We start from the raw sequence: 21,959 nt of genomic DNA on the forward strand, positions 1-21,959 counted from the left end.
TTGAGCGGCGGCCCGCCGGACCGCGACAATGCGCGGCATGGGACATCTCGAAGCCAGCCACCTGGAGTACCAGCTACCCGACGGGCGGGTCCTCCTCTCCGACGCCTCCTTCCGGGTGGGGGAGGGATCGGTGGCGGCACTGGTCGGGGCCAACGGAGCCGGAAAGAGCACGCTGCTGCGGCTGATCTCCGGCGAGCTCAGGCCGCACGGGGGCGGGGTCACGGTCAGCGGCGGACTCGGGGTGATGCCGCAGTTCATCGGCTCGGTACGTGACGAACGCACCGTGCGGGACCTCCTGGTCTCCGTCGCACAGCCGCGCATCCGCACCGCCGCCCTGGCCGTGGACGAAGCCGAACACCTGATCATGACGGTCGACGACGAGGCCGCGCAGATGCGCTACGCCCAGGCGCTCAGCGACTGGGCGGAGGCCCGTGGGTACGAAGCCGAGACCGTCTGGGACATGTGCACCACGGCGGCCCTCGGCGTGCCCTACGAGAAGGCCCAGTTCCGCGAGGTGCGCACGCTCTCCGGCGGGGAGCAAAAACGCCTGGTGCTGGAGGCGCTGCTGCGCGGCCCTGACCAGGTGCTGCTCCTCGACGAGCCCGACAACTACCTGGACGTTCCCGGCAAGCGGTGGCTGGAGGAGCAGCTGAGGGCCACCCGCAAGACGGTGTTGTTCGTCTCCCATGACCGGGAACTGCTCTCCTGCGCGGCCGAGAAGATCGTCAGCGTGGAGCCGGGGGTCGACGGCTCCGACGTCTGGGTGCACGGCGGGGGGTTCAGTACCTTCCACCAGGCCCGGCGGGAGCGCTTCGCGCGCTTCGAGGAGCTGAAGAGGCGTTGGGAGGAGAAGCACGCGCAGTTGAAGAAGCTGGTGCTGACGCTGCGGCAGGCGGCTGCGGTCAGCCACGACATGGCCTCCCGTTACGCCGCCGCCCAGACCCGGCTGCGCAAGTTCGAGGAGGCCGGACCGCCGCCCGAACCGCCCCGCGAGCAGGAGATCACCATGCGGCTCAAGGGCGGTCGCACCGGCGTACGCGCCCTGACCTGTGAGCAGCTGGAGCTCACGGGCCTGATGAAGCCCTTCGACCTGGAGGTCTTCTACGGGGAAAGGGTGGCGGTACTCGGTTCGAACGGCTCGGGCAAATCGCACTTCCTGCGCCTGCTGGCAGGTGGGGAGGTGGCGCACACCGGAGCCTTCAGGCTCGGGGCGCGGGTGCTTGCCGGCCACTTCGCGCAGACCCACGCCCACCCCGAACTCTTCGGCCGCAGCCTGGTGGACATCCTGTGGACCGAGCACGCCAAGGACCGCGGGGCGGCCATGTCGGCGCTGCGCCGCTACGAACTGGAACGGCAGGGCGACCAGAGCTTCGACCGGCTCTCCGGGGGCCAGCAGGCCCGCTTCCAGATCCTGTTGTTGGAGCTCGCCGGTACCACGGCCCTGCTGTTGGACGAGCCGACGGACAACCTGGACCTGGAGTCCGCCGAGGCCCTGCAAGAAGGGCTGGAAGCGTACGAGGGCACCGTCTTGTGCGTGACCCACGACCGTTGGTTCGCGCGTTCCTTCGACCGCTACCTGGTGTTCGGCTCCGATGGCGTGGTGCGCGAGAGTACCGAGCCGGTGTGGGACGAGCGGCGCGTCGAGCGCAAGCGGTGAAGCGCCCGCGCCCGTCGGTGTGGGCGGGACGGGCCGGCCGGTGGGCCTGGCTGCTGGCCCCGGCGCCCCGCTCGTGGCGGCTGCTGACCTGCGCGGTGGTGCTGGGGCTTGTGCTGACCAGCGCGGTTCTGCACGCGGACGGAGGGATGGACAACGCCTTCGTGGTCAAGGCCGCCCGCGCCCTGCTGGACGGCCGTTCCCCGTACGAGGACAGGCGCTTCCTGTACCTGCCCAGTGCGGTGCTGATGGCCGTGCCGGAGGCGTTGTTGCCAGGGTGGCTGCTGCGTGTGGTGGCGCCGGCGTTGGCCTGCGGACTGCTGGTGGTCGGCTGGTGGTGTGCGCTGAGGCTGTTCGAGGTGCCGGTGCGTAGTCGTTTCGCGGTCGGCGGCCTGTGCCTGCTGGTGGTCGGGTACTCGCCGGTGTCCAACCTGGTGTTGCTGAGCAACTGGACGGCGCTGTCGGTGGCGGCACTGCCCCTCGCCCTGCTGCTGGCCTTCCGGGGCCGCTGGCTGGCGGCGGGGTTGACGGTGGGGGTGGCGATCGCCGCGAAGCCCATGCTGGTGCCCGTCGTGCTGTTGTTCGTGCTGGCGCGGAAGTGGCGGGCGCTGGCCGTGGTGGTGCTGGTGCCCGTGTGCGCCGCGTTGCTCGGCGGGCTGCTGGTGCCCCGACCGTTGTTGTTCTTCACCAAGACCCTGCCCTTCCTGCTGGGCGGGCAGGACTCCTTCGCGCTCGTCTGGGACGCGTCGCCGGTGGCCGTGCTGCCTCGGCTGGGGGTGCCGGAGCCGCTGGCCCTGGGCGTGGCGCTGGTGGGGGCGCTGGGGGGCCTGGGGGCCGCCCTGCTGCGCTGGCGGGCCCCGCAGCAGGCAGGGAGCGGGGGAGTGGACGCGCTGTGCCTGGTGGAGACCAGTTGCGCGACCATGCTGGCCGCGTTCTTGGTCTCGCGCCCGTCCTTCGACCACTACCTCTTGTTGGTGCTGCCGCTGCTGCTGGCCTCCGGGGTCCGGGAGGGCTCGGCGCCGCGTTCCCCCTGGTTCTGGGTGGCGCTGGTGCCGCAGTTCGGGGTGGTCCGCTGGGCCTTCCTCTCCGGCTCGGGCCACCGTGCCTTCAAGGACTGCTTCACCCTGTGTGTGCTGGCCGTCACCTCGGTTCGTCGCTGCGCGGCGCCACCGCGGGGTACGGTGGGGGGAGCGCAACCGGCGAGGATTCCCCACCAGCCCACGGCGAGCGGCAGGGCTCCGGCAACGGAATCCTCGCGGTTTTGACCCGCCCGGGGCATCGCGGGTATTCTCCTTGTTCGTTATGCGTATTGGCTTGTTCATTCTCACGTGATGGGCCCTTACGCCGGTCCACCGGGCCGATGACCAGCGGTGCACACGGGTTGCGTCCCCGTAGTGCACCAGGGCTGTCGTGATCGTCCGAGGTGGTCCTGTCAGGACCCGTCCCCCACGGCCTTGCGGCCCGGGGGAAACCACGACTGAAGAAGCGAAGGCTACGACCGTGCGTACGTTCAGCCCCAAGCCCGGCGACATCACGCGCCAGTGGTACGTCATTGACGCTCAGGACGTTGTCCTGGGTCGTCTGGCGACCCAGGCCGCGACCCTCCTGCGGGGCAAGCACAAGCCCGTCTACGCGCCGCACGTTGACGCTGGTGACTTCGTCATCATCATCAACGCCGACAAGGTGCACCTGTCCGGCAACAAGCGGACTCAGAAGCTCGCGTACCGCCACTCCGGCTACCCGGGTGGTCTGCGTTCCGTCCGTTACGACGACCTTCTGGCGAACAACCCGGAGAAGGCTGTCGAGAAGGCCATCAAGGGCATGATCCCGAAGAACTCCCTGGGCCGTCAGATGCTCTCGAAGCTGAAGGTCTACTCGGGCGACCAGCACCCCCACGCTGCCCAGCAGCCGGTGCCGTTCGAGATCACCCAGGTCGCGCAGTAATACCGGCCACCCCCTAAGACGAAAAAGAATCTGAGGAGAATCGTGGCCGAGACCACCGCCGAGACCCCTGTCTTCGAGGGCGAAGAGGTGCCCGAGGAGTACACCACCGAGACCGTCGTCGAGGAGTACACCTCCGAGTCGCTCGCGTCCCGCTTCGGCGACCCGCAGCCGGCCGCCGGCCTGGGTCGTCGCAAGAACGCCATCGCCCGCGTCCGGATCGTCCCGGGCACCGGCAAGTGGAAGATCAACGGTCGCACCCTTGAGGACTACTTCCCCAACAAGGTGCACCAGCAGGAAGTCAACGAGCCCTTCAAGGTGCTCGAACTCGACAACCGCTACGACGTCATCGCCCGCATCTCGGGTGGCGGCGTCTCCGGCCAGGCCGGCGCCCTGCGCCTGGGTGTGGCCCGCGCCCTCAACGAGGCCGACGTGGAGAACAACCGCGGCGCCCTGAAGAAGGCCGGCTTCCTCTCCCGCGACGACCGTGCGGTCGAGCGCAAGAAGGCCGGTCTCAAGAAGGCCCGTAAGGCCCCGCAGTACAGCAAGCGCTAAACACGCCGCTGGTCTGCACGAACCGCCCCGGCGGCACGCTCAGTGCCGCCGGGGCGGTTCGTTTACCGCCAATGCGGCGTATACCTGTCTCAAGCGCTAACTCGGAGGACAACAGTGGGACGACTCTTCGGTACGGACGGGGTACGTGGCGTTGCCAACGCGGATCTGACGGCGGAGCTCGCGCTCGGCCTGTCCGTGGCGGCTGCGCACGTGCTGGGCGAAGCGGGCAGCTTCGAGGGCCATCGGCCGACCGCGGTGGTCGGGCGTGATCCCCGTGCGTCGGGAGAGTTCCTGGAGTCAGCTGTCGTCGCGGGGCTCGCCAGTGCGGGTGTGGACGTCTTGCGGGTGGGCGTGCTGCCCACCCCGGCGGTGGCCTACCTCACCGGTGCCCTGGGCGCGGACCTCGGTGTGATGCTTTCGGCCAGCCACAACGCCATGCCCGACAACGGCATCAAGTTCTTCGCCCGTGGCGGACACAAGCTTGCCGACGACCTGGAAGACCGGATCGAGTCGGTCTACGAGGAGCACCGCACCGGCGCGCCCTGGGACCGCCCCACCGGCGCGGGTGTCGGCCGGGTCAGCGACTACGACGAGGGCTTCGACAAGTACGTCGCACACCTCATCGCCGTCCTGCCCAACCGCCTCGACGGCCTCAAGGTGGTCCTGGACGAGGCGCACGGCGCCGCGGCCCGCGTCTCGCCGGAGGCGTTCGCCCGGGCTGGTGCCGAGGTGATCACCATCGGCGCCGAGCCGGACGGCCTCAACATCAACGACGGCTGCGGCTCCACCCACCTGGATCTGCTCCGGCAGGCGGTCGTCGAGCACGGAGCCGACCTCGGCATCGCGCACGACGGCGACGCCGACCGCTGCCTGGCCGTGGACGCCACCGGCGAGGAGGTCGACGGCGACCAGATCCTCGCCGTCCTGGCCCTGGCCATGCGGGAGGCCGGTCAGCTCCGCAAGAACACCGTGGTCGCGACCGTCATGTCCAATCTGGGCTTCAAGCTGGCGATGGAGGGTGAGGGCATCGAACTCATCCAGACCGCCGTCGGCGACCGGTACGTCCTGGAGTCGATGAAGGAGCACGGCTACGCGCTCGGCGGCGAACAGTCCGGCCACGTGATCATCCTGGACCACGCCACCACCGGTGACGGCACCCTCACCGGCCTGATGCTGGCCGCCCGGGTGGCTGCCAGCGGCCGTACGCTGCGCGATCTCGCGGGCGTCATGACCCGGCTCCCGCAGGTTCTCATCAACGTGCCCGACGTGGACCGAAGCCGCGTCGCCACCTCCGGGGACCTGGCAGCGGCCGTCACCGAAGCCGAACGGGAACTGGGCAGCACCGGCCGGGTCCTGCTGCGTCCCTCCGGCACCGAACCGCTCGTACGGGTCATGGTGGAGGCCGCCGACATCGAGCAGGCACGCGCCGTGGCCGGGCGGTTGGCCGACGTGGTGAAGTCCGCCCTCGGCTGAGGGCCTGACACGGGCGGGGACCGCGGGAGCAACCGCAAGTCTCCGCCCTGCGAAGGCGATCCGGCCGCCCGTACCTCAGCTGCCGGGCTTGCCACCCATCGGCGCGCCCGGCAGGCGGGTCATCCGCCCGCGCTGGGTTCGCCACAGCAGCTTCTGACCGACCAGGGTCACGGTGCCGGACAGCATGATGCCGGCCAGGTTGAGCAACAACTGTTCCAGCGATCCCCACATCTGGGCGAACTCCGCGAAGCTCAGGGCCACCGCGGCGTTCGCCGCCGCCGGCACGGTCGTCACCGAGATCGCCACGCCCACCAGGGCGCCGGACTTGGCCGAGGTCAGTGAGAGCATCCCGGCGACCCCGGCGAGCAGGGCGATCACGAAGGAGAAGGAGTCCGGGCGCCAGATGAACCCGGTGTTCGGGCGAGGGTTCTCCAGTATCGCCACGTCGAACTGGCCGAGCAGGGTCATCAGCAGGCTGAACAGCGTGGTCACCGCGATGGCCACGGCGAAGCCGCCCAGCAGCGTGGCCAGGCAGTGGCCGGCCAGCCGAGCCCGTCGTTGCACCAGGTTGGTGCAGACCCCGGCGAGCGGGCCGAACTCCGGGCCGACAGCCATCGCTCCCACGATCAGGATCGCGTTGTCCAGGGCCACACCGCAGGCCGCGATCATCGTCGCGAGGCTGATGAAGGCCAGGTAGGTGAAGGAGAAGGTGGACTCCTCCTGGGTGGCCTCCGAGAGCTGAGCCCAGAGCACCGCGTCGGCCGGCTCGCCCGGGCTCTCCCGTTCCGCGGCCACCGCCCGCTGCGAGAGCGTCAGGTCGATGTTCTCGACGGCGATCGAGCCGTCCCTGTCGAGACCGAGGGCGCGTAGCGCGTTGAGGAGTCCGTCGCCCGCCTCGCGGGTCACGTCGCACATCACCATGTCGCCCGCCGGATCGCGGCCGACACCGGCGAACACCGCCACATGCGTGGTGCCGACCGTACGGTCGACCAGGGCCAGGACCTCTTCGGTGCGGTCCTGCGGGGTGATCATCCGCAGATGCAGCATGCGTGCACCTTAGGGGCTGGCCCGAGCTCCGCGGTGGATCAGGGGCCTTAGCGCGCTCTCACAGCTTGCGCAGGCTCAGGCGCTGCACCTTGTGGTCCGGCCCCTTGCGCAGGATGAGCGTGGCCCGGCCGCGGGTGGGGGCCACGTTCTCCAACAGATTGGGGCGGTTGATGGTCCGCCACATGGTGCGGGCGTAGTCCAGGGCCTCCTCCTCGGAGACCTGGGTGTACTTGCGGAAGTAGGAGAAGGGGTTCTGGAAGGCGGTTTCGCGGAGCTTGCGGAAGCGGTTGAGGTACCAGCGCTCGATGTCCTCAGGCCGGGCGTCCACGTACACGCTGAAGTCGAAGTAGTCGGCGAGGCCCACCCGGGTGCGCCCGTCCTTGCCAGGCAGTGCCGGCTGGAGGACGTTCAGCCCTTCCACGATCAGGATGTCCGGCCGGCGGACGGTCAGCCGCTCGCCGGGCACGATGTCGTAGATCAGGTGGGAGTAGACCGGGGCGGTGACCTCTTGCTTGCCCGCCTTGATGTCGGCGACGAAGCGGGTCAGCGCGCGCCGGTCGTAGGACTCCGGAAAGCCCTTGCGCGACATCAGGCCCCGCTCGCGCAGCTCCCGCATCGGGTAGAGGAAGCCGTCGGTGGTGACCAGCTCCACCCGGGGGTGTTCCGGCCAGCGCGCCAGCAGCGCCTGGAGCAGGCGGGCGACGGTGGACTTGCCCACGGCCACACTGCCGGCGACCCCGATGACGAACGGGGTGCCGCTTTGCGCACCGTGGCCGTTGCCCGCGTCGCCCAGGAAGGTGTTGAGCGCGCCGCGCAGGTCGCTGGTGGCACCCACGTACAGGTTGAGCAGCCGGGACAGAGGCAAGTACACGTCACGTACCTCGTCGAGGTCGATGACGTCGCCGAGGCCGCGGAGCCGCTCGACCTCGTCGGCGGTCAGTGGCAGCGGGGTCCGCTCGCGCAGCGCGCTCCACTCGTCGCGGCTGAGGTCGACGTAAGGGCTGGATTCGGCCGCCCGACGCTGGGCGCTCCGTGGCGGCGGAGATGTGATCACCCGCCCATTGTGTCGGCTGCCGGCCGGACGTGGCGGGTGGGATGCCTCACGGCATGACCCCGGGCCAGCGGGGAACGGGCACTGCTCCGCATCCTTGGTGGCGGGCTGCTCGGGGAGGAGGCAGCGGGCGGGTCACGAGAAAGTTGAAACTCCTCTGGATCGCCAGGGCAACCATTGTGCCGCCCCCCTGGTCGTACTGCGCAACGGCGGGACGGTCAGCCAACTGGCCGCGCCCGCGACGACCGCGTCGGATGCGGTAGTAAACGCCCAACTGGCCAGGTTGGGCCAAACAACAGGGGTTGTCTGTGCAGAGCAGTGTGGTTCGTCGGTTCGGTGTCGTCGCCGGAGCGGTCTCGTTGGCGCTCGTCGTGACGGCCTGTGGGTCCGGATCCGACGAGGCCTCCGGAGACAAGGGCGACAAGGCCGCGGGGTCGACCCGGTCGGCCGCCCCGGAGACGAAGCCCGCGGTGGCACTGGGCGAAGCGGAGCTGGAGAAGTTGGCGCTGGCGACGGCTGACCTCTCCGGACACAAGGTGGAGCCCGCCAAGCCCGCCGACATCGTCGCTGCGACGGATGTCAGCACCGACAAGGCCGAATGCAAGCCGCTGGCCGAGGCCGCCGTGCTGATCTCCACCGGGTCCCCCGCCGCGACGGTCCGTCGTAAGGCGCTCGCCGCGCCGGAGGAGCCGGCCGCGAACGCCTCGGAGGAGGAGAAGGCCAACGCGGCGATGATGGCCCTGGGCAACATGACGGTCACCTCCATCGCGCTGGGCAGCTACGAGGGCACCGGGGCAAAGGACGCCCTCGCCTTGCTGCGCACGGCCGGTGAGGCCTGCGCCGGCGGCTTCAAGGCCGACAACAAGGGCGCGAAGACCAATGTGGTGAAGGTCGCTCCGGTGACGGTCTCCGGCGGCGAGGAGGCGGCCGGCTGGGCCCTCACCATCGAGGACGAGGGCGAGAAGTCCGTGTTCCAGGTCGCCGCCGCGCGCCAGGGAGGCACGCTGGCCACCTTCATGACGGTCGCCTTCGGCAAGGACGGAGCCAAGGAGGTTCCCCCGGCGCTGATCGAGGCCCAGCTGAAGAAGCTCGGCTGATCTCCGCTCGGTTCCCTGGCGGCGGCCGACGCGCGACGTAGGCTGCCGCCATGTGCGGAATCGTGGGTTACGTCGGAGCGCAGTCGGCGCTCGAAGTCGTCATCGCGGGACTGAAGCGGCTGGAGTACCGGGGCTATGACTCGGCGGGGGTAGCCGTCCTCGCCGACGGGGGGATGGCCGCGGCGAAGAAGGCGGGCAAGCTCGTCAACCTGGAGAAGGAGCTCGTTGACCGGCCGCTGCCGAGCGGGTCCACCGGTATCGGTCACACCCGGTGGGCCACGCACGGGGCACCCAACGACGTCAACGCGCATCCGCACCTGGACAATTCGGGTCGGGTCGCGGTCGTGCACAACGGGATCATCGAGAACTTCGCCGCCCTGCGGGCCGAGCTCGCCGAGCGCGGGCACCGGCTGGAGTCCGACACGGACACCGAGGTGGTGGCACATCTGCTCGGCGAGGCGTTCTCCTCCTGCGGAGACCTCGCCGAGTCCATGCGGCAGGTGTGCCGCCGGCTGGAAGGCGCCTTCACCCTGGTCGCCGTCCACGCCGACGAGCCGGACGTGGTGGTGGGTGCACGCCGGAACTCGCCGTTGGTGGTGGGGGTGGGCGAGGGGGAGTCCTTCCTCGCTTCCGACGTGGCCGCCTTCATCGCGCACACGCGTTCGGCGATCGAGCTGGGCCAGGACCAGGTGGTGGAGCTACGCCGGGACGCGGTCACCGTCACGGACTTCTCCGGGGTACCGGCCGAGGTCCGCTCGTACCACGTGGACTGGGACGCTTCGGCCGCCGAGAAGGGCGGCTACGACTACTTCATGTTGAAGGAGATCGCCGAGCAGCCCAAGGCGGTCGCCGACACGCTGCTGGGGCGCATCGACGCCAGCGGGCAGTTGACCCTGGACGAGGTCCGGATCGCGCCCTGGGCGCTGCGGGAGGTCGACAAGGTCGTCATCGTGGCCTGTGGGACCGCCTACCACGCGGGCATGATCGCCAAGTTGGCCATCGAGCACTGGACGCGCATCCCCTGCGAGACGGAGCTGGCCAGCGAGTTCCGCTACCGGGACCCGATCCTGGACCAGCGGACCCTGGTCATCGCCATCTCCCAGTCCGGCGAGACCATGGACACCCTGATGGCCCTGCGGCACGCCAGGGAGCAGGGAGCCCGGGTCCTGGCTATCTGCAACACCAACGGTTCGACCATTCCCCGCGAGTCCGACGCGGTGCTCTACACCCACGCCGGGCCGGAGGTCGCGGTGGCCTCCACCAAGGCGTTCTTGACCCAGCTGGTGGCCTGCTACCTGGTGGCGCTGTACCTCGGGCAGGTACGCGGGACCAAATGGGGCGACGAGGTCGGGGCGGTGATCCGTGAGCTCGCGCAGATGGCCGACGCGGTTGAGCGGGTGCTCCAGACCATGGAACCCGTGCGGGAGCTGGCCCGTTCCCTGGCGGCGAAGAACACCGTGCTCTTCCTCGGCCGCCACGTGGGCTATCCGGTGGCCCTGGAGGGCGCCCTCAAGCTCAAGGAACTGGCCTACATGCACGCGGAGGGCTTCGCGGCGGGCGAGTTGAAGCACGGGCCGATCGCACTGATCGAAGAGGACCTGCCGGTGGTGGTGCTCCTCCCCTCGCCGCGCGGACGCTCGGTACTGCACGACAAGATCGTCAGCAATATCCAGGAGATCAGGGCGCGCGGGGCCCGGACCATCGTCATCGCCGAGGAGGGGGACGAGGCGGTGGTGCCCTACGCGGACCACCTCATCCGCATCCCGGCCACGCCCACGCTGCTCCAGCCCCTGGTGGCGGCGGTGCCCCTGCAGGTGTTCGCATGCGAGTTGGCGACGGCGCGGGGGAACGAGGTGGACCAGCCGCGTAACCTGGCGAAGTCCGTGACCGTGGAGTGAGGGCCAACAGCAGATGATCATCGGGGTGGGCATCGACGTGGCGGAGATCGAACGCTTCGCCACGTCCTTGGAGCGGACACCGGGGCTGGCGCAACGACTCTTCATTGAAAGGGAGTTGCTGCTGCCCAGCGGCGAGCGGCGCGGAGTGGCCTCACTCGCCGCCCGGTTCGCCGCGAAGGAGGCGCTCGCCAAGTCCCTCGGTGCGCCGGCAGGGCTGCTGTGGACGGACGCCGAGGTCTACGTCGAGGAATCCGGGCAGCCGCGGCTGCGGGTGCGCGGCACGGTGGAGTTGGCCGCAGCCGAACGAGGAGTGCGCTCCTGGCACCTGTCGATGAGTCACGACGCCGGAGTGGCCTCGGCCGTGGTGATCGCCGAGGGGTGACCGTCTGCGGCCCGCCCCCTTCCACCGCTCGCCGGAAGCCGCGCCCACCGTGTCCCCGCCCCGACACCCCGGCGGTCACGGGAAGCAGCCCGTTCCCTCGGGCCCGGGGAGCGGTGGGGCAGACTCAGGGCATGCGTAACGCCTACAGCGTCCAGACCGTTCGGGCCGCCGAGCACGCGCTCATGGCCGTCCTCCCCGAAGGCGCCCTGATGCAGCGGGCTGCGGCAGGGCTCGCCGCAACCTGCGCGGGCCTGCTCAGGCGGGTGTACGCGGCGCGCGTCGGCCTGTTGGTCGGTGCCGGCGACAACGGTGGGGACGCGCTCTACGCCGGTGCCCGGCTGGCCCGTCGCGGCGCGCGCGTGAGCGCCGTACTGGTGGACCCGCAGCGGGCGCACCCGGCTGGACTGGCCGCTCTGCGGCGGGCCGGCGGCCGGATCTGCGAACAGCTGCCGGCCCGAGTAGACCTGGTACTGGACGGACTGACCGGGATCGGCGGCTACGGCGGGCTGCGCCCGGCCGCAGCCGCCCTTGCCGGGCAGGCGCGCGCGGCCCGAGCGGCCGGGGCGGTGGTGGTCGCGGTCGACCTGCCCAGCGGGGTGGACGCGGACACCGGGGAAGTCGCGGGAGCAGCCGTCCACGCCGATGTGACCGTCACCTTCGGCGCGTACAAGCCCGCCCTGCTGATCGACCCGGCGGCGGAACGGGTCGGCGCCCTCCGGCTGGTTCCGATCGGGTTGGAGGCCGCACTGCCGGTCGTCCCGGACCTCCAAGCGCTCCAGTACGCGGACGTGGCCGCCCGGCTGCCGGCCCCCGGAGCGTCGAGCGACAAGTACCGGCGGGGGGTCGTTGGGGTGACCGCCGGCTCGGCTCGCTACCCGGGCGCGGCGGTCCTGGCCGTCGCCGGGGCCCTGCGCGGCGGCGCCGGCGCCGTGCGCTATGTGGGGCCGGCGGCCGGTGAAGTGCTCGCCCACTACCCGGAGACCCTGGTCCACGAGGGCACGCCCGCGAAGGCGGGACGGGTGCAGGCGTGGGTGGTCGGCCCCGGGCTCGGTGACACCAGGGGGGCGGTGACGGAGGTGCTCGCTTCCGAGGTGCCGGTCCTGGTGGACGCCGACGGGCTGCGCGGCCTGGACCCGGAAGCGCTGCGCGCCCGGGTGGCGCCGACGCTGCTCACCCCGCACGCCGGCGAGGCTGCGGCACTGCTGGGAGTGGGCCGGGAGGAAGTCGAGGCGTCACGGCTCGCCGCGGCACGGGAGTTGGCCGCCCGCTACGGTGCCACGGTCTTGCTCAAGGGGGCGACCACCCTGGTTGCCGACCCCGGGGGTGGCCCGGTGCGGGTCAACCCGACGGGGACGCCGTGGCTGGCGACGGCCGGCAGTGGGGACGTGCTGTCCGGCCTGACGGGCTCCTTGCTGGCGGCCGGCCTCGACCCGCTGGACGCCGGTTCGGTGGGTGCCCACCTGCACGGGTTGGCGGCCCGTCTCGCGGCGCGGCGGGCTCCGGTGACCGCCCACGAGGTGGCCCGGGCGCTGCCGCGGGCCTGGCGCGAGGTCACCGGCTCCTGAGAGCCGGCGCGGCTGCGGTACGGGCGCCGGGATGGGTCGGATCCGGGGGCCGGGCGGGGGCTCTGAGAGACTGGGCGAGATGAACGAGACACCGCCGCGCGTACGTGCCGAGATCGATCTGGACGCCGTACGCGCCAATGTGCGCGCGTTGCGCGATCGGGCGCCCCGGGCGCAGCTGATGGCCGTGGTCAAGGCCGACGGCTACGGGCACGGGGCGGTCCCCTGTGCGCGGGCCGCGCTGCAGGCCGGCGCGAAGTGGTTGGGCACGGCAACGCCGCAGGAGGCGCTGGCGCTGCGCGCTGCCGGAATCGGAGTGGACCAGGCCAGGCTGTTGTGCTGGCTGTGGACACCGGGCGGCCCCTGGCAGGAGGCCATCGAGGCCGATATCGACGTGGCGGTCAGCGGGATGTGGGCCTTGCACGAGGTGGTGCGGGCCGCCCGGTGCGCCGGGCGGACTGCCCGGATCCAGCTCAAGGCCGACACCGGGCTGGGCCGCAACGGCTGCCCGCCGGCGGGCTGGCCGGAGCTGGTGGGTGCCGCGGTCGCCGCTCAGGCGGAGGGAACCGTCGAGGTCACCGGCGTCTGGTCGCATCTTGCCTGCGCGGACGAGCCCGGTCACCCCTCGATCGCCGCTCAGCTTGACCTCTTCGGCGAGATGGCCGCCTACGCGGAGAAGGAGGGCCTGGAGCCGGAGGTGCGGCACATCGCCAACTCGCCCGCCACGCTGACCCTGCCCGAGGCCCATCTCGACCTGGTGCGGACCGGGCTGGCGATCTACGGCATCTCACCGGCCCCCGAGCTGGGCACCTCGGCGCAGCTGGGCCTGCGCCCCGCGATGACGCTCACTGCCTCCGTCGCCTTGGTGAAGGCCGTTCCGGGGGGTCACGGCGTCAGTTACGGGCATCACTACACCACCCCTGCCGAAACCAACCTGGCCCTGGTGCCCGCCGGCTACGCCGACGGCGTCCCGCGCCATGCCTCCGGTCGCGGCCCGCTGCTCCTTGGAGGCAAGGTGCGCACGATCGCCGGTCGTGTCGCGATGGACCAGTTCGTGGTGGACCTCGGTGGGGAATCGGTGACCGCCGGGGCCCAGGCGGTGCTGTTCGGTCCGGGCGACCGGGGCGAGCCTACGGCCGAGGACTGGGCGCAGGCCTCGGGCACCATCGCGTACGAGATCGTCACCCGGATCGGAAGTCGCGTTCCACGGGTCCACCTGCATAGGTGACGGTGATCCCACCCGGGTAGTACCGAGACAGTTCTCCACCAGGCTGAGGAGTACGGCACGGTGAACGAGACCAGCGCCGCCGTAGGCGGCTGGCGCAAGGCCGGACTGGCCGGCGCGGCGATCGGAGTGATAGCCGCGGGCGCGGCGGCGGGGGTCGCGGTGGAGCGGCTGACCGTCGGCCGCGGCATGCGGATGAAGGCGCGGCTGGCATTGGACGCCTCCGGCCCGTACGGCACCCTGCGCGGCACCCCCGGCAAGGTGCGGGCCGAGGACGGCACCGAGCTGTACTACGAGGTCGAGGAAGCAGACCGGCACGCGGGTGGCGCGGCCCCCCGCAAGAAGCGCCTGTTCGGCCGGAAAGCGCCGGCGCCGGTCACGGTGATCTTCAGCCACGGCTACTGCCTGAGCCAGGACTCCTGGCACTTCCAGCGGGCGGCCCTGCGCGGGGTGGTCCGTACCGTCCACTGGGACCAGCGCAGTCACGGACGTTCCGCGCGGGGCCTCGCGCAGGCGGACGGCGAGCCGGTCACCATCGACCGGCTCGGCCGCGACCTCAAGGCGGTGATCGACGCGGCGGCGCCCGAGGGGCCGCTGGTGCTTGTCGGCCACTCGATGGGCGGGATGACGGTCATGGCGCTGGGGGCGCAGTTCCCCGAGCTGGTGCGGGACCGGGTCGCCGCCGTGGCCCTGATCGGAACCTCCAGCGGGCGGCTGGGAGAGGTCACCTACGGGCTGCCGGCCGCCGGCATGGACGCGGTGCGCCGCATTCTGCCGGGCGTGCTGCGGGCGTTGGGCTCGCAAGCGGCGCTGGTCGAGCGGGGCCGTCAGGCCACCGCGGACCTGTTCGCCGGCATGATCAAACGGTACTCCTTCGGGTCCGGCGACGTGGACCCCGCAGTCGCTCGCTTCGCGGAACGCCTGATCGAGGCGACCCCGATCGACGTGGTGGCCGAGTTCTACCCGGCCTTCCAGGACCACGACAAGGCGGAGTCGCTGGGAGTGTTCGCCTCCCTGCCGGTGCTGGTGTTGGCCGGCGACCGGGACGTGGTCACGCCGGCCGAGCACAGCGTGCTGATCGCCGATCTGCTTCCGGACGCCGAGCTGGTGATCGTCCCCGACGCCGGGCACCTGGTGATGCTGGAGCACCCGGAGGTGGTCACGGACCGGCTGGCGGACCTGCTGGGTCGGGCCGGGACGCGCCCGGCAGCGACTAACGTTGGCGCCTATGGAAGCACCGCACAACCAGGCTCCTGAGATCGCCACCGAGACCGGGGCCGCAGGCCGGATCACCGTCGGTTCTCCGGCGGCCATGCAGGACCTCGGCCGCCGGCTGGCCGCGCTGCTGCGCCCGGGCGACCTGGTCCTGCTCACCGGCGAACTCGGCGCCGGCAAGACCACTTTGACCCGGGGCCTCGGCGAGGGGCTCGGTGTGCGGGGGGCGGTGACCTCACCGACCTTCGTGATCGCCCGGGTGCACCCCTCCCTCGTCGCGGGTCCGCCGCTGGTGCACGTGGACGCCTACCGGCTCGGCGGCGGGCTGGAGGAGATGGAGGACCTCGACCTCGACGTGTCGTTGCCGGACTCCGTGGTGGTCGTCGAATGGGGCGACGGCAAGGTCGAGGAGCTGTCGGAGGACCGACTGCACGTGGTGATCGCCCGTGCGGTCGGGCACGAGGAGGTCCTCGACGACGTGCGCACGGTCTCGCTCCTGGGCGTCGGTGCGCGCTGGGCCGCGGTTTCCGACGTGTTGGCCGGGCTCGGCTGAGTTCCCACCCCTGCGGTCCGGGCGCCGCCGCGGCGCCCGGACCGTGGCGAGCTGTGCCCGCGTCCGGGCGTTCTCGGTGGGACTTCGTGGATTCCGACGAGGTGTCGGCAACCTGTTGCGTCGCGGGTGGGGAACGTGATGACATGGTAGCGGGCTTGGTTAGGTGTGCCTAAGTTCGCATGCTCCGGCCGTGCCCGAGTCCACGCTGACACGTCGGCTCTCCCGAGCTCAGGAGGCAGCCATGGCACCCACGCCACACCCCGCCCTGTCGACACGGGACCTGCTGGCTTCCTGCGCCGCGGCCTCGGCCGTCTCCACCCCACCCGGTCGACACCGCGCGCCGGACAGCGACGACGAAGAGCGCAGCTCCGCCAGCGAGCTCCTGCCGGCGGTACGCAGCGTCGACCACCCCAGGGCCGCCCCCGACGCGGCCTGACCGACACCGCTCGTCCACGGCGGCGACCGCCCGCCGTGGACGAGCGGCGCCCCGAAGGTACTCCGTACGGGTCTATTCGACAGGCGCCGGTGTGCTGCTCCTGACGGGTTGGCCGGCCTCGCGACCGCAGCCCACCGGAGTCGGCCGACGGCCCTCAGGGGATGACGATGACCTTGGACGTGACCGTCGCGAAGGACCACATCGCGTCCCCGTCCGCCCGGCTCATGCGGATACCGCCGGCCTTCACACCGGGGTCGGGTGCCGGCGTCGCGCCGTCCACCCGAGCACTGAAGCCAATGGCCAGACCACTGTTGCTGGCGAACCGCACCACATGCTCCACCGGCGCCCCGTCCGAACCGGTGACGGAGCCGGAGCGGGAGGTCACGACGTAAGTCCCCGGACCCGGGTTGAGGGTGCCCGGCACGACCGGGAACGTCCGCTGGGCCTGTCCGTCGGCGCCCACCAGCCACACCCGCTTGGCGGTCAGCGAGTAGACCACCCGCTCCCCGGTGCCGGAGTTCTCCGGAACCCTGGTGCTCTTGGGGTCCACCTCGGTCTGCGCCGCACTGTTGGAGGGGCGGGCCCCTGCCGGCTGGGAGCCGGCCAACCCCTCAGGAGCACTGGCCGAGGCCTGGTAAGCGAGGAATCCGACCACGGCCAGGGCCGCCGCGGTGAGCCCGGCCACGAATCCCGAGCTGCTCCGTGCCACCTTGCTCCACCTCTCGCTCACCGGCGCATCAGTGCCGCCCACCGGCAGCACCGGGGGTGACGTTAGCAGCAGGCTCGCCAACGCCCCGCCGATCACCGCCGTACGCGGGCAAAGGACCCCGGTATTTCGCAACGGAGCGGCCCACAAGGGATGCTGCGAGCCTCCCGCCGCCGTCTCACAGTCGCCGGTGAGCCGAGCCGGTCGGGCCGATGAGCGGCATGGGCTCCGGCAGCGGACGCGGCCAACGCAAGGCGCGGCCACTGGTGTCCCCACGGGTGGCGCCCGGACGGTGCTCCGGGCGCCACCCGTGGGCCCGACCACGGAGTGCGGGAGAACCCTTAGGCTGTTTGCGTGCTCTTGCTCGCTGTTGATACCGCCACGCCCGCAGTCACCGTCGCACTCCACGACGGCGCCCGCGTCATCGCCGAGTCCCACCAGGTCGATGCCCGTCGACACGGGGAGTTGCTGCTGCCCGCCGTCGACCGGGTCCTAAGGACCGCAGGGCTCGCCCTCGACGCGGTGACCGGGATCGTCGTGGGCGTCGGGCCCGGCCCCTACACGGGCCTGCGGGTCGGCCTGGTCACCGCGGTGACCTTCGGGTCCGCGCTCGGCGTGCCGGTTCACGGCCTGTGCACCTTGGACGGACTCGCCTACGCCTGCGGCATCGAGGGCCCCTTCGCGGTCGCCACCGACGCCCGGCGCAAGGAGGTCTACTGGGCCCGTTACGCGGATGCCCGTACCCGGATCGGCGAGCCGTCCGTGGACCGGCCCGCGGAGATCGCCGAAGAACTGGCTGGACTGCCCGTGGTCGGCGCCGGTGCACGGCTCTACCCCGAGGCGTTCCCGGACGCGCGCGGCCCGGAGCACCAGTCGGCGAGCGCCCTGGCCGCACTCGCCGCGGAGCGGATCGCCGCGGGCGGCGACGGCTTCCTCGATCCGCTGCCGCTCTACCTGCGGCGCCCCGACGCGCAGGTGCCCAAGAACTACAAGGTGGTCACCCCGCAGTGAGCACCAGCCCTTCGAGCACCGAGACCGCCAGCCCCGTCACCTTGCGGGAGATGCGCTGGTGGGACATCGAGCCGGTGCTGGAACTGGAGCACGTCCTCTTCCCCGAGGACGCCTGGTCCGCGGGCATGTTCTGGTCCGAGCTCGCCCATGCGCGCGGGCCCCGCGCCACCCGTCGCTACGTGGTGGCCGAGGACCCGCAGACGGGCGGGCTGACCGGCTACGCGGGCCTGGCCGCCGCCGGCGACCTGGCCGACGTGCAGACCATCGCGGTGGCGCCGCAGGCCTGGGGCACCGGCCTCGGCTCCCGCCTGCTGACCGAGCTGTTGAGCGCGGCGACCGCCTTCGAGTGCACCGAGGTGCTGCTCGAAGTCCGGGTCGACAACACCCGGGCCCAGCGGCTCTACGAACGTTTCGGTTTCGAGCCGATCGGCTTCCGGCGCGGCTACTACCAACCCGGCAACGTGGACGCGCTCGTCATGCGACTGACCGACCCAGCGAGCTCGGCGACGGGCCCGGCCCTACGAAGTGAGATCTGACAACCATGGCTGACGAACCCCTCGTCCTCGGCATCGAGACCTCCTGCGACGAGACCGGCGTCGGCGTCGTACGGGGCACCACCCTGCTGGCCGACGCCGTCGCCTCCAGCGTCGACGAGCACGCCCGCTTCGGGGGGGTCGTGCCCGAGGTGGCCTCCCGGGCCCATCTGGAGGCCATGGTCCCCACCATCGAGCGGGCGTTGAAGGAAGCCGGCGTCAGCGCCCGCGACCTCGACGGCATCGCCGTCACGGCGGGTCCCGGTCTCGCGGGTGCGCTCCTGGTCGGCGTCTCGGCGGCCAAGGCGTACGCCTACGCGCTGGGAAAGCCGCTGTACGGGGTGAACCACCTCGCCTCACACATCTGCGTGGACCAGCTGGAACACGGGCCGCTGCCGGAGCCGACGATGGCGCTGCTGGTCTCCGGCGGCCACTCCTCGCTGCTGCTGGCGCCGGACATCACCAGCGACGTCCGACCGCTCGGCGCGACCATCGACGATGCCGCGGGCGAAGCGTTCGACAAGATCGCGCGCGTGTTGGACCTGGGCTTTCCCGGCGGCCCGGTCATCGACCGGCTGGCCCGGGAGGGGGATCCCGCCGCCATTCACTTCCCGCGCGGGCTGAGCGGATCCAAGGACCCCGCCTACGACTTCTCCTTCTCCGGGTTGAAGACCGCCGTGGCGCGTTGGATCGAGGCGAAGCGGAAGGCGGGGGAAGAGGTTCCGGTGCGTGATGTGGCGGCCTCCTTCCAGGAAGCCGTGGTCGACGTGCTCACCCGCAAGGCCGTCCGGGCCTGCAAGGACGAAGGCGTGGACCATCTGATGATCGGCGGCGGGGTCGCCGCCAACTCCCGTCTGCGGGCGCTGGCCCAGGAGCGTTGCGAGTCCGCGGGGATCGTCCTGCGGGTGCCACGGCCCAAGCTGTGCACGGACAACGGGGCGATGGTCGCTGCCCTCGGCGCCGAAATGGTGGCCCGCAACCGGCCCGCCTCCGACTGGGACCTGCCCGCGGACTCCTCACTTCCGGTGACTGATCCGCACGTTCCGGGCAGCGGGACGCAGGGGCACGACGCCGGCCACTCGCACGATCACGTGCATGAGATCAGCAAGGACAACCTCTACTCATGAGCACCCTGGCGCTGATGTGGGAGGCCCGGGCCGCCCAGGGCCGCGGCCCCGAACTGCTCGAATGGGCCCGGGCTCAGGTGCTGGCCAGGGAGCCCGCGCGTCGCGAACACTTCCGTGCCCCGGGGGACCGGGTGCTGGTCATCACCTGGTGGACGGACACCGGAGCCGAGGAGCTCCCGGAACTGCCGGAGCCGGCGGCGGACCTCATCACTCGGCCGGTACACCGTTGGCGGTTCGAGTCGGTGGGCTGAGCGCGCCCGGCCGACGGGTTGGGGGTCCTCAGATGCCGAGATCGAGAACCCAGACGCGGCGGTCCTCCGGCTCCCGGACCACCATGTTCGGGCAGGCCCTGCGCAGCGCCTCCTCCAACTGCCTTACCTCGAAAGCCGGGTTGCGCGAGTCGCGGGTGCGGTACGTGCGGCGCCCCAGCCGCAGCAACAGAGTGCGCTGGTCCGCGACGTACGGTCCGCGGCAGACACCCACCACGTAGGGCTGCAACTCGGTGACCGCCTCGGTCGGGTGCACGGAGATCCGCCCGTACACCTGGCGTAACACCAACTGGGCGGGCGGTCCCGGCTCCACACGGATCTCGCGGACGGTACGGACGTCGCGGCACCACCGGGGATGGCCGCTGGTGGCCGCGTACACGGCGGCGAGGAGGAGCAGGAAGGCGCCGAGCTCCCAGAGGTAGAGGAAGATCACGAACAGCGGCGGCAGCAGGGCCGTCGCGATGATGCCGTCCCGTCGCCACCACGGTGGCCGCGGTCGGGCTCGCCACACGAAGGCGCCCGAAGCGCCGTGGTCACCGGCCATGACTCCATCATGCGCTCCCTCTCGCGTGCCGAGCCGCCGCTGTGGGGGAGTTGGGGTCAACTCGGCGCCTCGCCGGGTCCTGGCGGACCCCCCGTCGCCGCTGCGCCTTCACTCCCCGGTGGAGCAGCAGGAACTGGAGGCCGAACGGGCAAGTCCACCATGGCGGGGTTGACCGGGCTCACGCCCGGCGCGGGGGCGTTGAAGGGGTCGGTCTCCGGGCGCTCCCGCAGCCCCGGCGGGCGCACGATGACGGACAGGCCCCAGCCGCGTCGGCGTACGACCCGAGTGCGCCCGGTGTGGGGTCGTCCCTCCGCCTGCGGTGTGCCGCCGTGCGCTGACCGCCCAGCGGATTGCGGGAGCGCCCTCAGCCCGCCGGGCGGCCGATCAGCATCGTCGGGGCGCCGGCAACACGCGTCAGGATCACCGTGGCCGCGTTCCGCCCCCGTGGTTTGACCTTGCGTCGGACCTCCTCGGGTTCCACCGCCGAGCCCCGCTTCTTCACCGTCAGCACGCCCACCTCCCTATCCCGCAAGAGGGCCTTGAGCTTCTTCAGGTTGAAGGGGAGAACATCGGTGAGTTCGTACGCCGTGGCGAACGGCGTGGGGCGCAGTTCGTCGGCCGTGACGTAGGCGATCGTCGGATCGATCAGGCGACCGCCCAGGGCCCCGGCCACCTCCGCCACCAGATGCGCGCGGATCACCGCACCGTCCGGCTCGTAGAGGTACCGGCCCACCGGGCCCACGGGCGGGTCGGGCAGGGGGGCGGTGGTGACCAGCGAGGCGCCGGTGGGCAGCAGGGTGGCGCGGACCGACCCCGGGGTGGTGCCGAACCAGAGCACGGCTTCCTTCACGTCGCCGCCGTCAGAGATCCACTCGGCTTCCGCCTGAGGCGGTACGGCCTCGTGCGGCACTCCGGGGGCGATCTTCAACGCGGCGCAGCGGGAGGCGCCGAGGGCGGCCCCGACGGCCCAGGACAGCGGAGGGGAGTACGACTCCGGGTCGAAGATGCGCCCTCGTCCACCGCGGCGGGCCGGGTCCACGAACACGGCGTCGTGGGCGGAGGTGTCGATCTGCGTGACGTCGGCGCAGCGCACCTCGATCAGTTCGGCCAGTCCCAGGGCCGCGGCGTTGGCTCGGGCGACCGCCGCGGTCAGTGGGGAGCGGTCCACGGCCAGGACTGCGATCCCGGCGCGGGCCAACGCGATGGCATCGCCGCCGATCCCGGAGCAGAGGTCGGCCACGGAGCGGACGCCTAGCGCGGCGAACCGGGCGGCGCGGTGGGTGGCCACGCTGGTGCGGGTGGCTTGTTCCACTCCGTCGGGCGTGAAGTACATCCGGTGCGCGTCCTCGGCGCCGAACTTGGCCACCGCCCGTTGCCGCAGCCTTGCTTGGCCGAGCGCGGCCGAGACGAGTTCGGCGGGGTGCTCTCGACGCAGCCGGGTGGCGACGGCGATTTCCGTTGCGGGGTCGTAGTCGCGCAGCGCATCGAGCAGGGACTGGCCCTCGGGGGTCAGGAGGGCGTGGAAAGCGGCGGTGGCGGTGTCGGGGTCGTTCACCGGTTCATTGTGGGCCAGTCGGTGGACGGTGCGAGGTGTGGCCGAGGTGTCGTCGGGCTGGTGCGCGATCCGGCTGACAGGATGCGGCGCCATGCAGCTAGTACGAAAAGTCCGAAAAGCGCACC

22 protein-coding genes are annotated in these 21,959 nt (G+C 71.5%); 17 read left to right on the forward strand and 5 right to left on the reverse strand.

Annotation, left to right across the window (positions count from 1 at the left end; genetic code table 11):
• Positions 1-28 precede the first annotated feature (28 nt).
• From ACFYMC_RS07905 to glmM, 5 genes are all read left to right on the forward strand, one after another.
• The gene (locus ACFYMC_RS07905) at positions 29-1,657 is read left to right on the forward strand and encodes an ABC-F family ATP-binding cassette domain-containing protein (protein ID WP_388520458.1); all 1,629 of its coding nucleotides are present in this window, start codon (positions 29-31) and stop codon (positions 1,655-1,657) included.
• Positions 1,654-2,919: a glycosyltransferase 87 family protein gene (locus ACFYMC_RS07910; protein ID WP_388520461.1), complete on the forward strand. Its 1,266-nt coding sequence runs from the start codon at positions 1,654-1,656 to the stop codon at positions 2,917-2,919. The genes ACFYMC_RS07905 and ACFYMC_RS07910 overlap by 4 nt, the downstream gene beginning before the upstream one ends.
• A gap of 235 nt (positions 2,920-3,154) precedes the next feature.
• On the forward strand, positions 3,155-3,598 hold the full coding sequence (rplM, locus tag ACFYMC_RS07915; RefSeq protein WP_388520464.1) for a 50S ribosomal protein L13: 444 nt from the start codon (positions 3,155-3,157) through the stop codon (positions 3,596-3,598).
• A gap of 42 nt (positions 3,599-3,640) precedes the next feature.
• Positions 3,641-4,150: a 30S ribosomal protein S9 gene (rpsI, locus tag ACFYMC_RS07920; RefSeq protein WP_388520467.1), complete on the forward strand. Its 510-nt coding sequence runs from the start codon at positions 3,641-3,643 to the stop codon at positions 4,148-4,150.
• Between the two features lie 114 nt (positions 4,151-4,264).
• The gene (glmM, locus tag ACFYMC_RS07925; protein ID WP_388520470.1) at positions 4,265-5,623 is read left to right on the forward strand and encodes a phosphoglucosamine mutase; all 1,359 of its coding nucleotides are present in this window, start codon (positions 4,265-4,267) and stop codon (positions 5,621-5,623) included.
• 75 nt (positions 5,624-5,698) lie between these two features.
• On the opposite strand, the gene ACFYMC_RS07930 is transcribed toward glmM, so the two are convergent.
• On the reverse strand, positions 5,699-6,670 hold the full coding sequence (locus ACFYMC_RS07930; RefSeq protein WP_388520473.1) for a DUF389 domain-containing protein: 972 nt from the start codon (positions 6,668-6,670) through the stop codon (positions 5,699-5,701).
• A gap of 58 nt (positions 6,671-6,728) precedes the next feature.
• Positions 6,729-7,724 (reverse strand): type I pantothenate kinase, encoded by a 996-nt coding sequence (gene coaA / locus ACFYMC_RS07935; RefSeq protein ID WP_388520476.1) that lies wholly within the window; start codon positions 7,722-7,724, stop codon positions 6,729-6,731.
• Between the two features lie 305 nt (positions 7,725-8,029).
• Here coaA and ACFYMC_RS07940 point away from each other — a divergent pair, with 305 nt between their 5' ends.
• The 8 genes from ACFYMC_RS07940 (at position 8,030) to ACFYMC_RS07975 (ending at position 16,089) form a co-directional block, all read left to right on the forward strand.
• Positions 8,030-8,818: a hypothetical protein gene (locus ACFYMC_RS07940; RefSeq protein ID WP_388520479.1), complete on the forward strand. Its 789-nt coding sequence runs from the start codon at positions 8,030-8,032 to the stop codon at positions 8,816-8,818.
• 50 nt (positions 8,819-8,868) lie between these two features.
• A complete protein-coding gene (glmS, locus tag ACFYMC_RS07945; protein WP_388520482.1) occupies positions 8,869-10,716 on the forward strand; it encodes a glutamine--fructose-6-phosphate transaminase (isomerizing) in 1,848 nt (615 codons plus the stop codon).
• Between the two features lie 13 nt (positions 10,717-10,729).
• Complete coding sequence (locus ACFYMC_RS07950) at positions 10,730-11,098, forward strand: holo-ACP synthase (RefSeq protein WP_388520484.1); 369 nt, start codon at positions 10,730-10,732, stop codon at positions 11,096-11,098.
• A gap of 131 nt (positions 11,099-11,229) precedes the next feature.
• Positions 11,230-12,663, forward strand: coding sequence for an NAD(P)H-hydrate dehydratase (locus tag ACFYMC_RS07955; protein ID WP_388520487.1), 1,434 nt, complete (start codon positions 11,230-11,232; stop codon positions 12,661-12,663).
• A gap of 79 nt (positions 12,664-12,742) precedes the next feature.
• Positions 12,743-13,888 (forward strand): alanine racemase, encoded by a 1,146-nt coding sequence (gene alr, locus ACFYMC_RS07960; RefSeq protein ID WP_388520490.1) that lies wholly within the window; start codon positions 12,743-12,745, stop codon positions 13,886-13,888.
• A gap of 60 nt (positions 13,889-13,948) precedes the next feature.
• Positions 13,949-15,142: an alpha/beta fold hydrolase gene (locus ACFYMC_RS07965; RefSeq protein WP_388520493.1), complete on the forward strand. Its 1,194-nt coding sequence runs from the start codon at positions 13,949-13,951 to the stop codon at positions 15,140-15,142.
• Positions 15,114-15,653, forward strand: a complete 540-nt coding sequence (tsaE, locus tag ACFYMC_RS07970) for a tRNA (adenosine(37)-N6)-threonylcarbamoyltransferase complex ATPase subunit type 1 TsaE (protein WP_388520496.1) — start codon at positions 15,114-15,116, stop codon at positions 15,651-15,653. The genes ACFYMC_RS07965 and tsaE overlap by 29 nt, the downstream gene beginning before the upstream one ends.
• A 241-nt stretch (positions 15,654-15,894) precedes the next feature.
• Complete coding sequence (locus ACFYMC_RS07975) at positions 15,895-16,089, forward strand: hypothetical protein (RefSeq protein WP_388520499.1); 195 nt, start codon at positions 15,895-15,897, stop codon at positions 16,087-16,089.
• Positions 16,090-16,243: 154 nt separating this feature from the next.
• Here ACFYMC_RS07975 and ACFYMC_RS07980 read toward each other — a convergent pair whose 3' ends face one another.
• Positions 16,244-16,798 (reverse strand): L,D-transpeptidase, encoded by a 555-nt coding sequence (locus tag ACFYMC_RS07980; protein WP_388520502.1) that lies wholly within the window; start codon positions 16,796-16,798, stop codon positions 16,244-16,246.
• Between the two features lie 351 nt (positions 16,799-17,149).
• Here ACFYMC_RS07980 and tsaB point away from each other — a divergent pair, with 351 nt between their 5' ends.
• From tsaB to ACFYMC_RS08000, 4 genes are read left to right on the forward strand one after another with little or no spacing between them, the layout of a single operon-like run.
• Positions 17,150-17,806, forward strand: a complete 657-nt coding sequence (gene tsaB / locus ACFYMC_RS07985) for a tRNA (adenosine(37)-N6)-threonylcarbamoyltransferase complex dimerization subunit type 1 TsaB (protein WP_388520505.1) — start codon at positions 17,150-17,152, stop codon at positions 17,804-17,806.
• Between the two features lie 50 nt (positions 17,807-17,856).
• Positions 17,857-18,342: a ribosomal protein S18-alanine N-acetyltransferase gene (gene rimI, locus ACFYMC_RS07990; RefSeq protein WP_388520881.1), complete on the forward strand. Its 486-nt coding sequence runs from the start codon at positions 17,857-17,859 to the stop codon at positions 18,340-18,342.
• Between the two features lie 5 nt (positions 18,343-18,347).
• Positions 18,348-19,466 (forward strand): tRNA (adenosine(37)-N6)-threonylcarbamoyltransferase complex transferase subunit TsaD, encoded by a 1,119-nt coding sequence (gene tsaD, locus ACFYMC_RS07995; protein WP_388520508.1) that lies wholly within the window; start codon positions 18,348-18,350, stop codon positions 19,464-19,466.
• A complete protein-coding gene (locus tag ACFYMC_RS08000; protein WP_388520511.1) occupies positions 19,463-19,717 on the forward strand; it encodes a hypothetical protein in 255 nt (84 codons plus the stop codon). Before tsaD ends, ACFYMC_RS08000 begins: the two co-directional genes overlap by 4 nt.
• Before the next feature lie 28 nt (positions 19,718-19,745).
• On the opposite strand, the gene ACFYMC_RS08005 is transcribed toward ACFYMC_RS08000, so the two are convergent.
• Both ACFYMC_RS08005 and ACFYMC_RS08010 read right to left on the reverse strand, forming a co-directional pair.
• Positions 19,746-20,279, reverse strand: a complete 534-nt coding sequence (locus ACFYMC_RS08005; protein ID WP_388520514.1) for a hypothetical protein — start codon at positions 20,277-20,279, stop codon at positions 19,746-19,748.
• Between the two features lie 364 nt (positions 20,280-20,643).
• The gene (locus tag ACFYMC_RS08010) at positions 20,644-21,927 is read right to left on the reverse strand and encodes an SAM-dependent methyltransferase (RefSeq protein ID WP_388520518.1); all 1,284 of its coding nucleotides are present in this window, start codon (positions 21,925-21,927) and stop codon (positions 20,644-20,646) included.
• Between the last annotated feature and the right edge of the window lie 32 nt (positions 21,928-21,959).

It is taken from the genome of Streptomyces sp. NPDC006879 (assembly GCF_042869595.1).
In the GTDB taxonomy this organism is placed as follows: Bacteria; Actinomycetota; Actinomycetes; order Streptomycetales; family Streptomycetaceae; genus Streptomyces.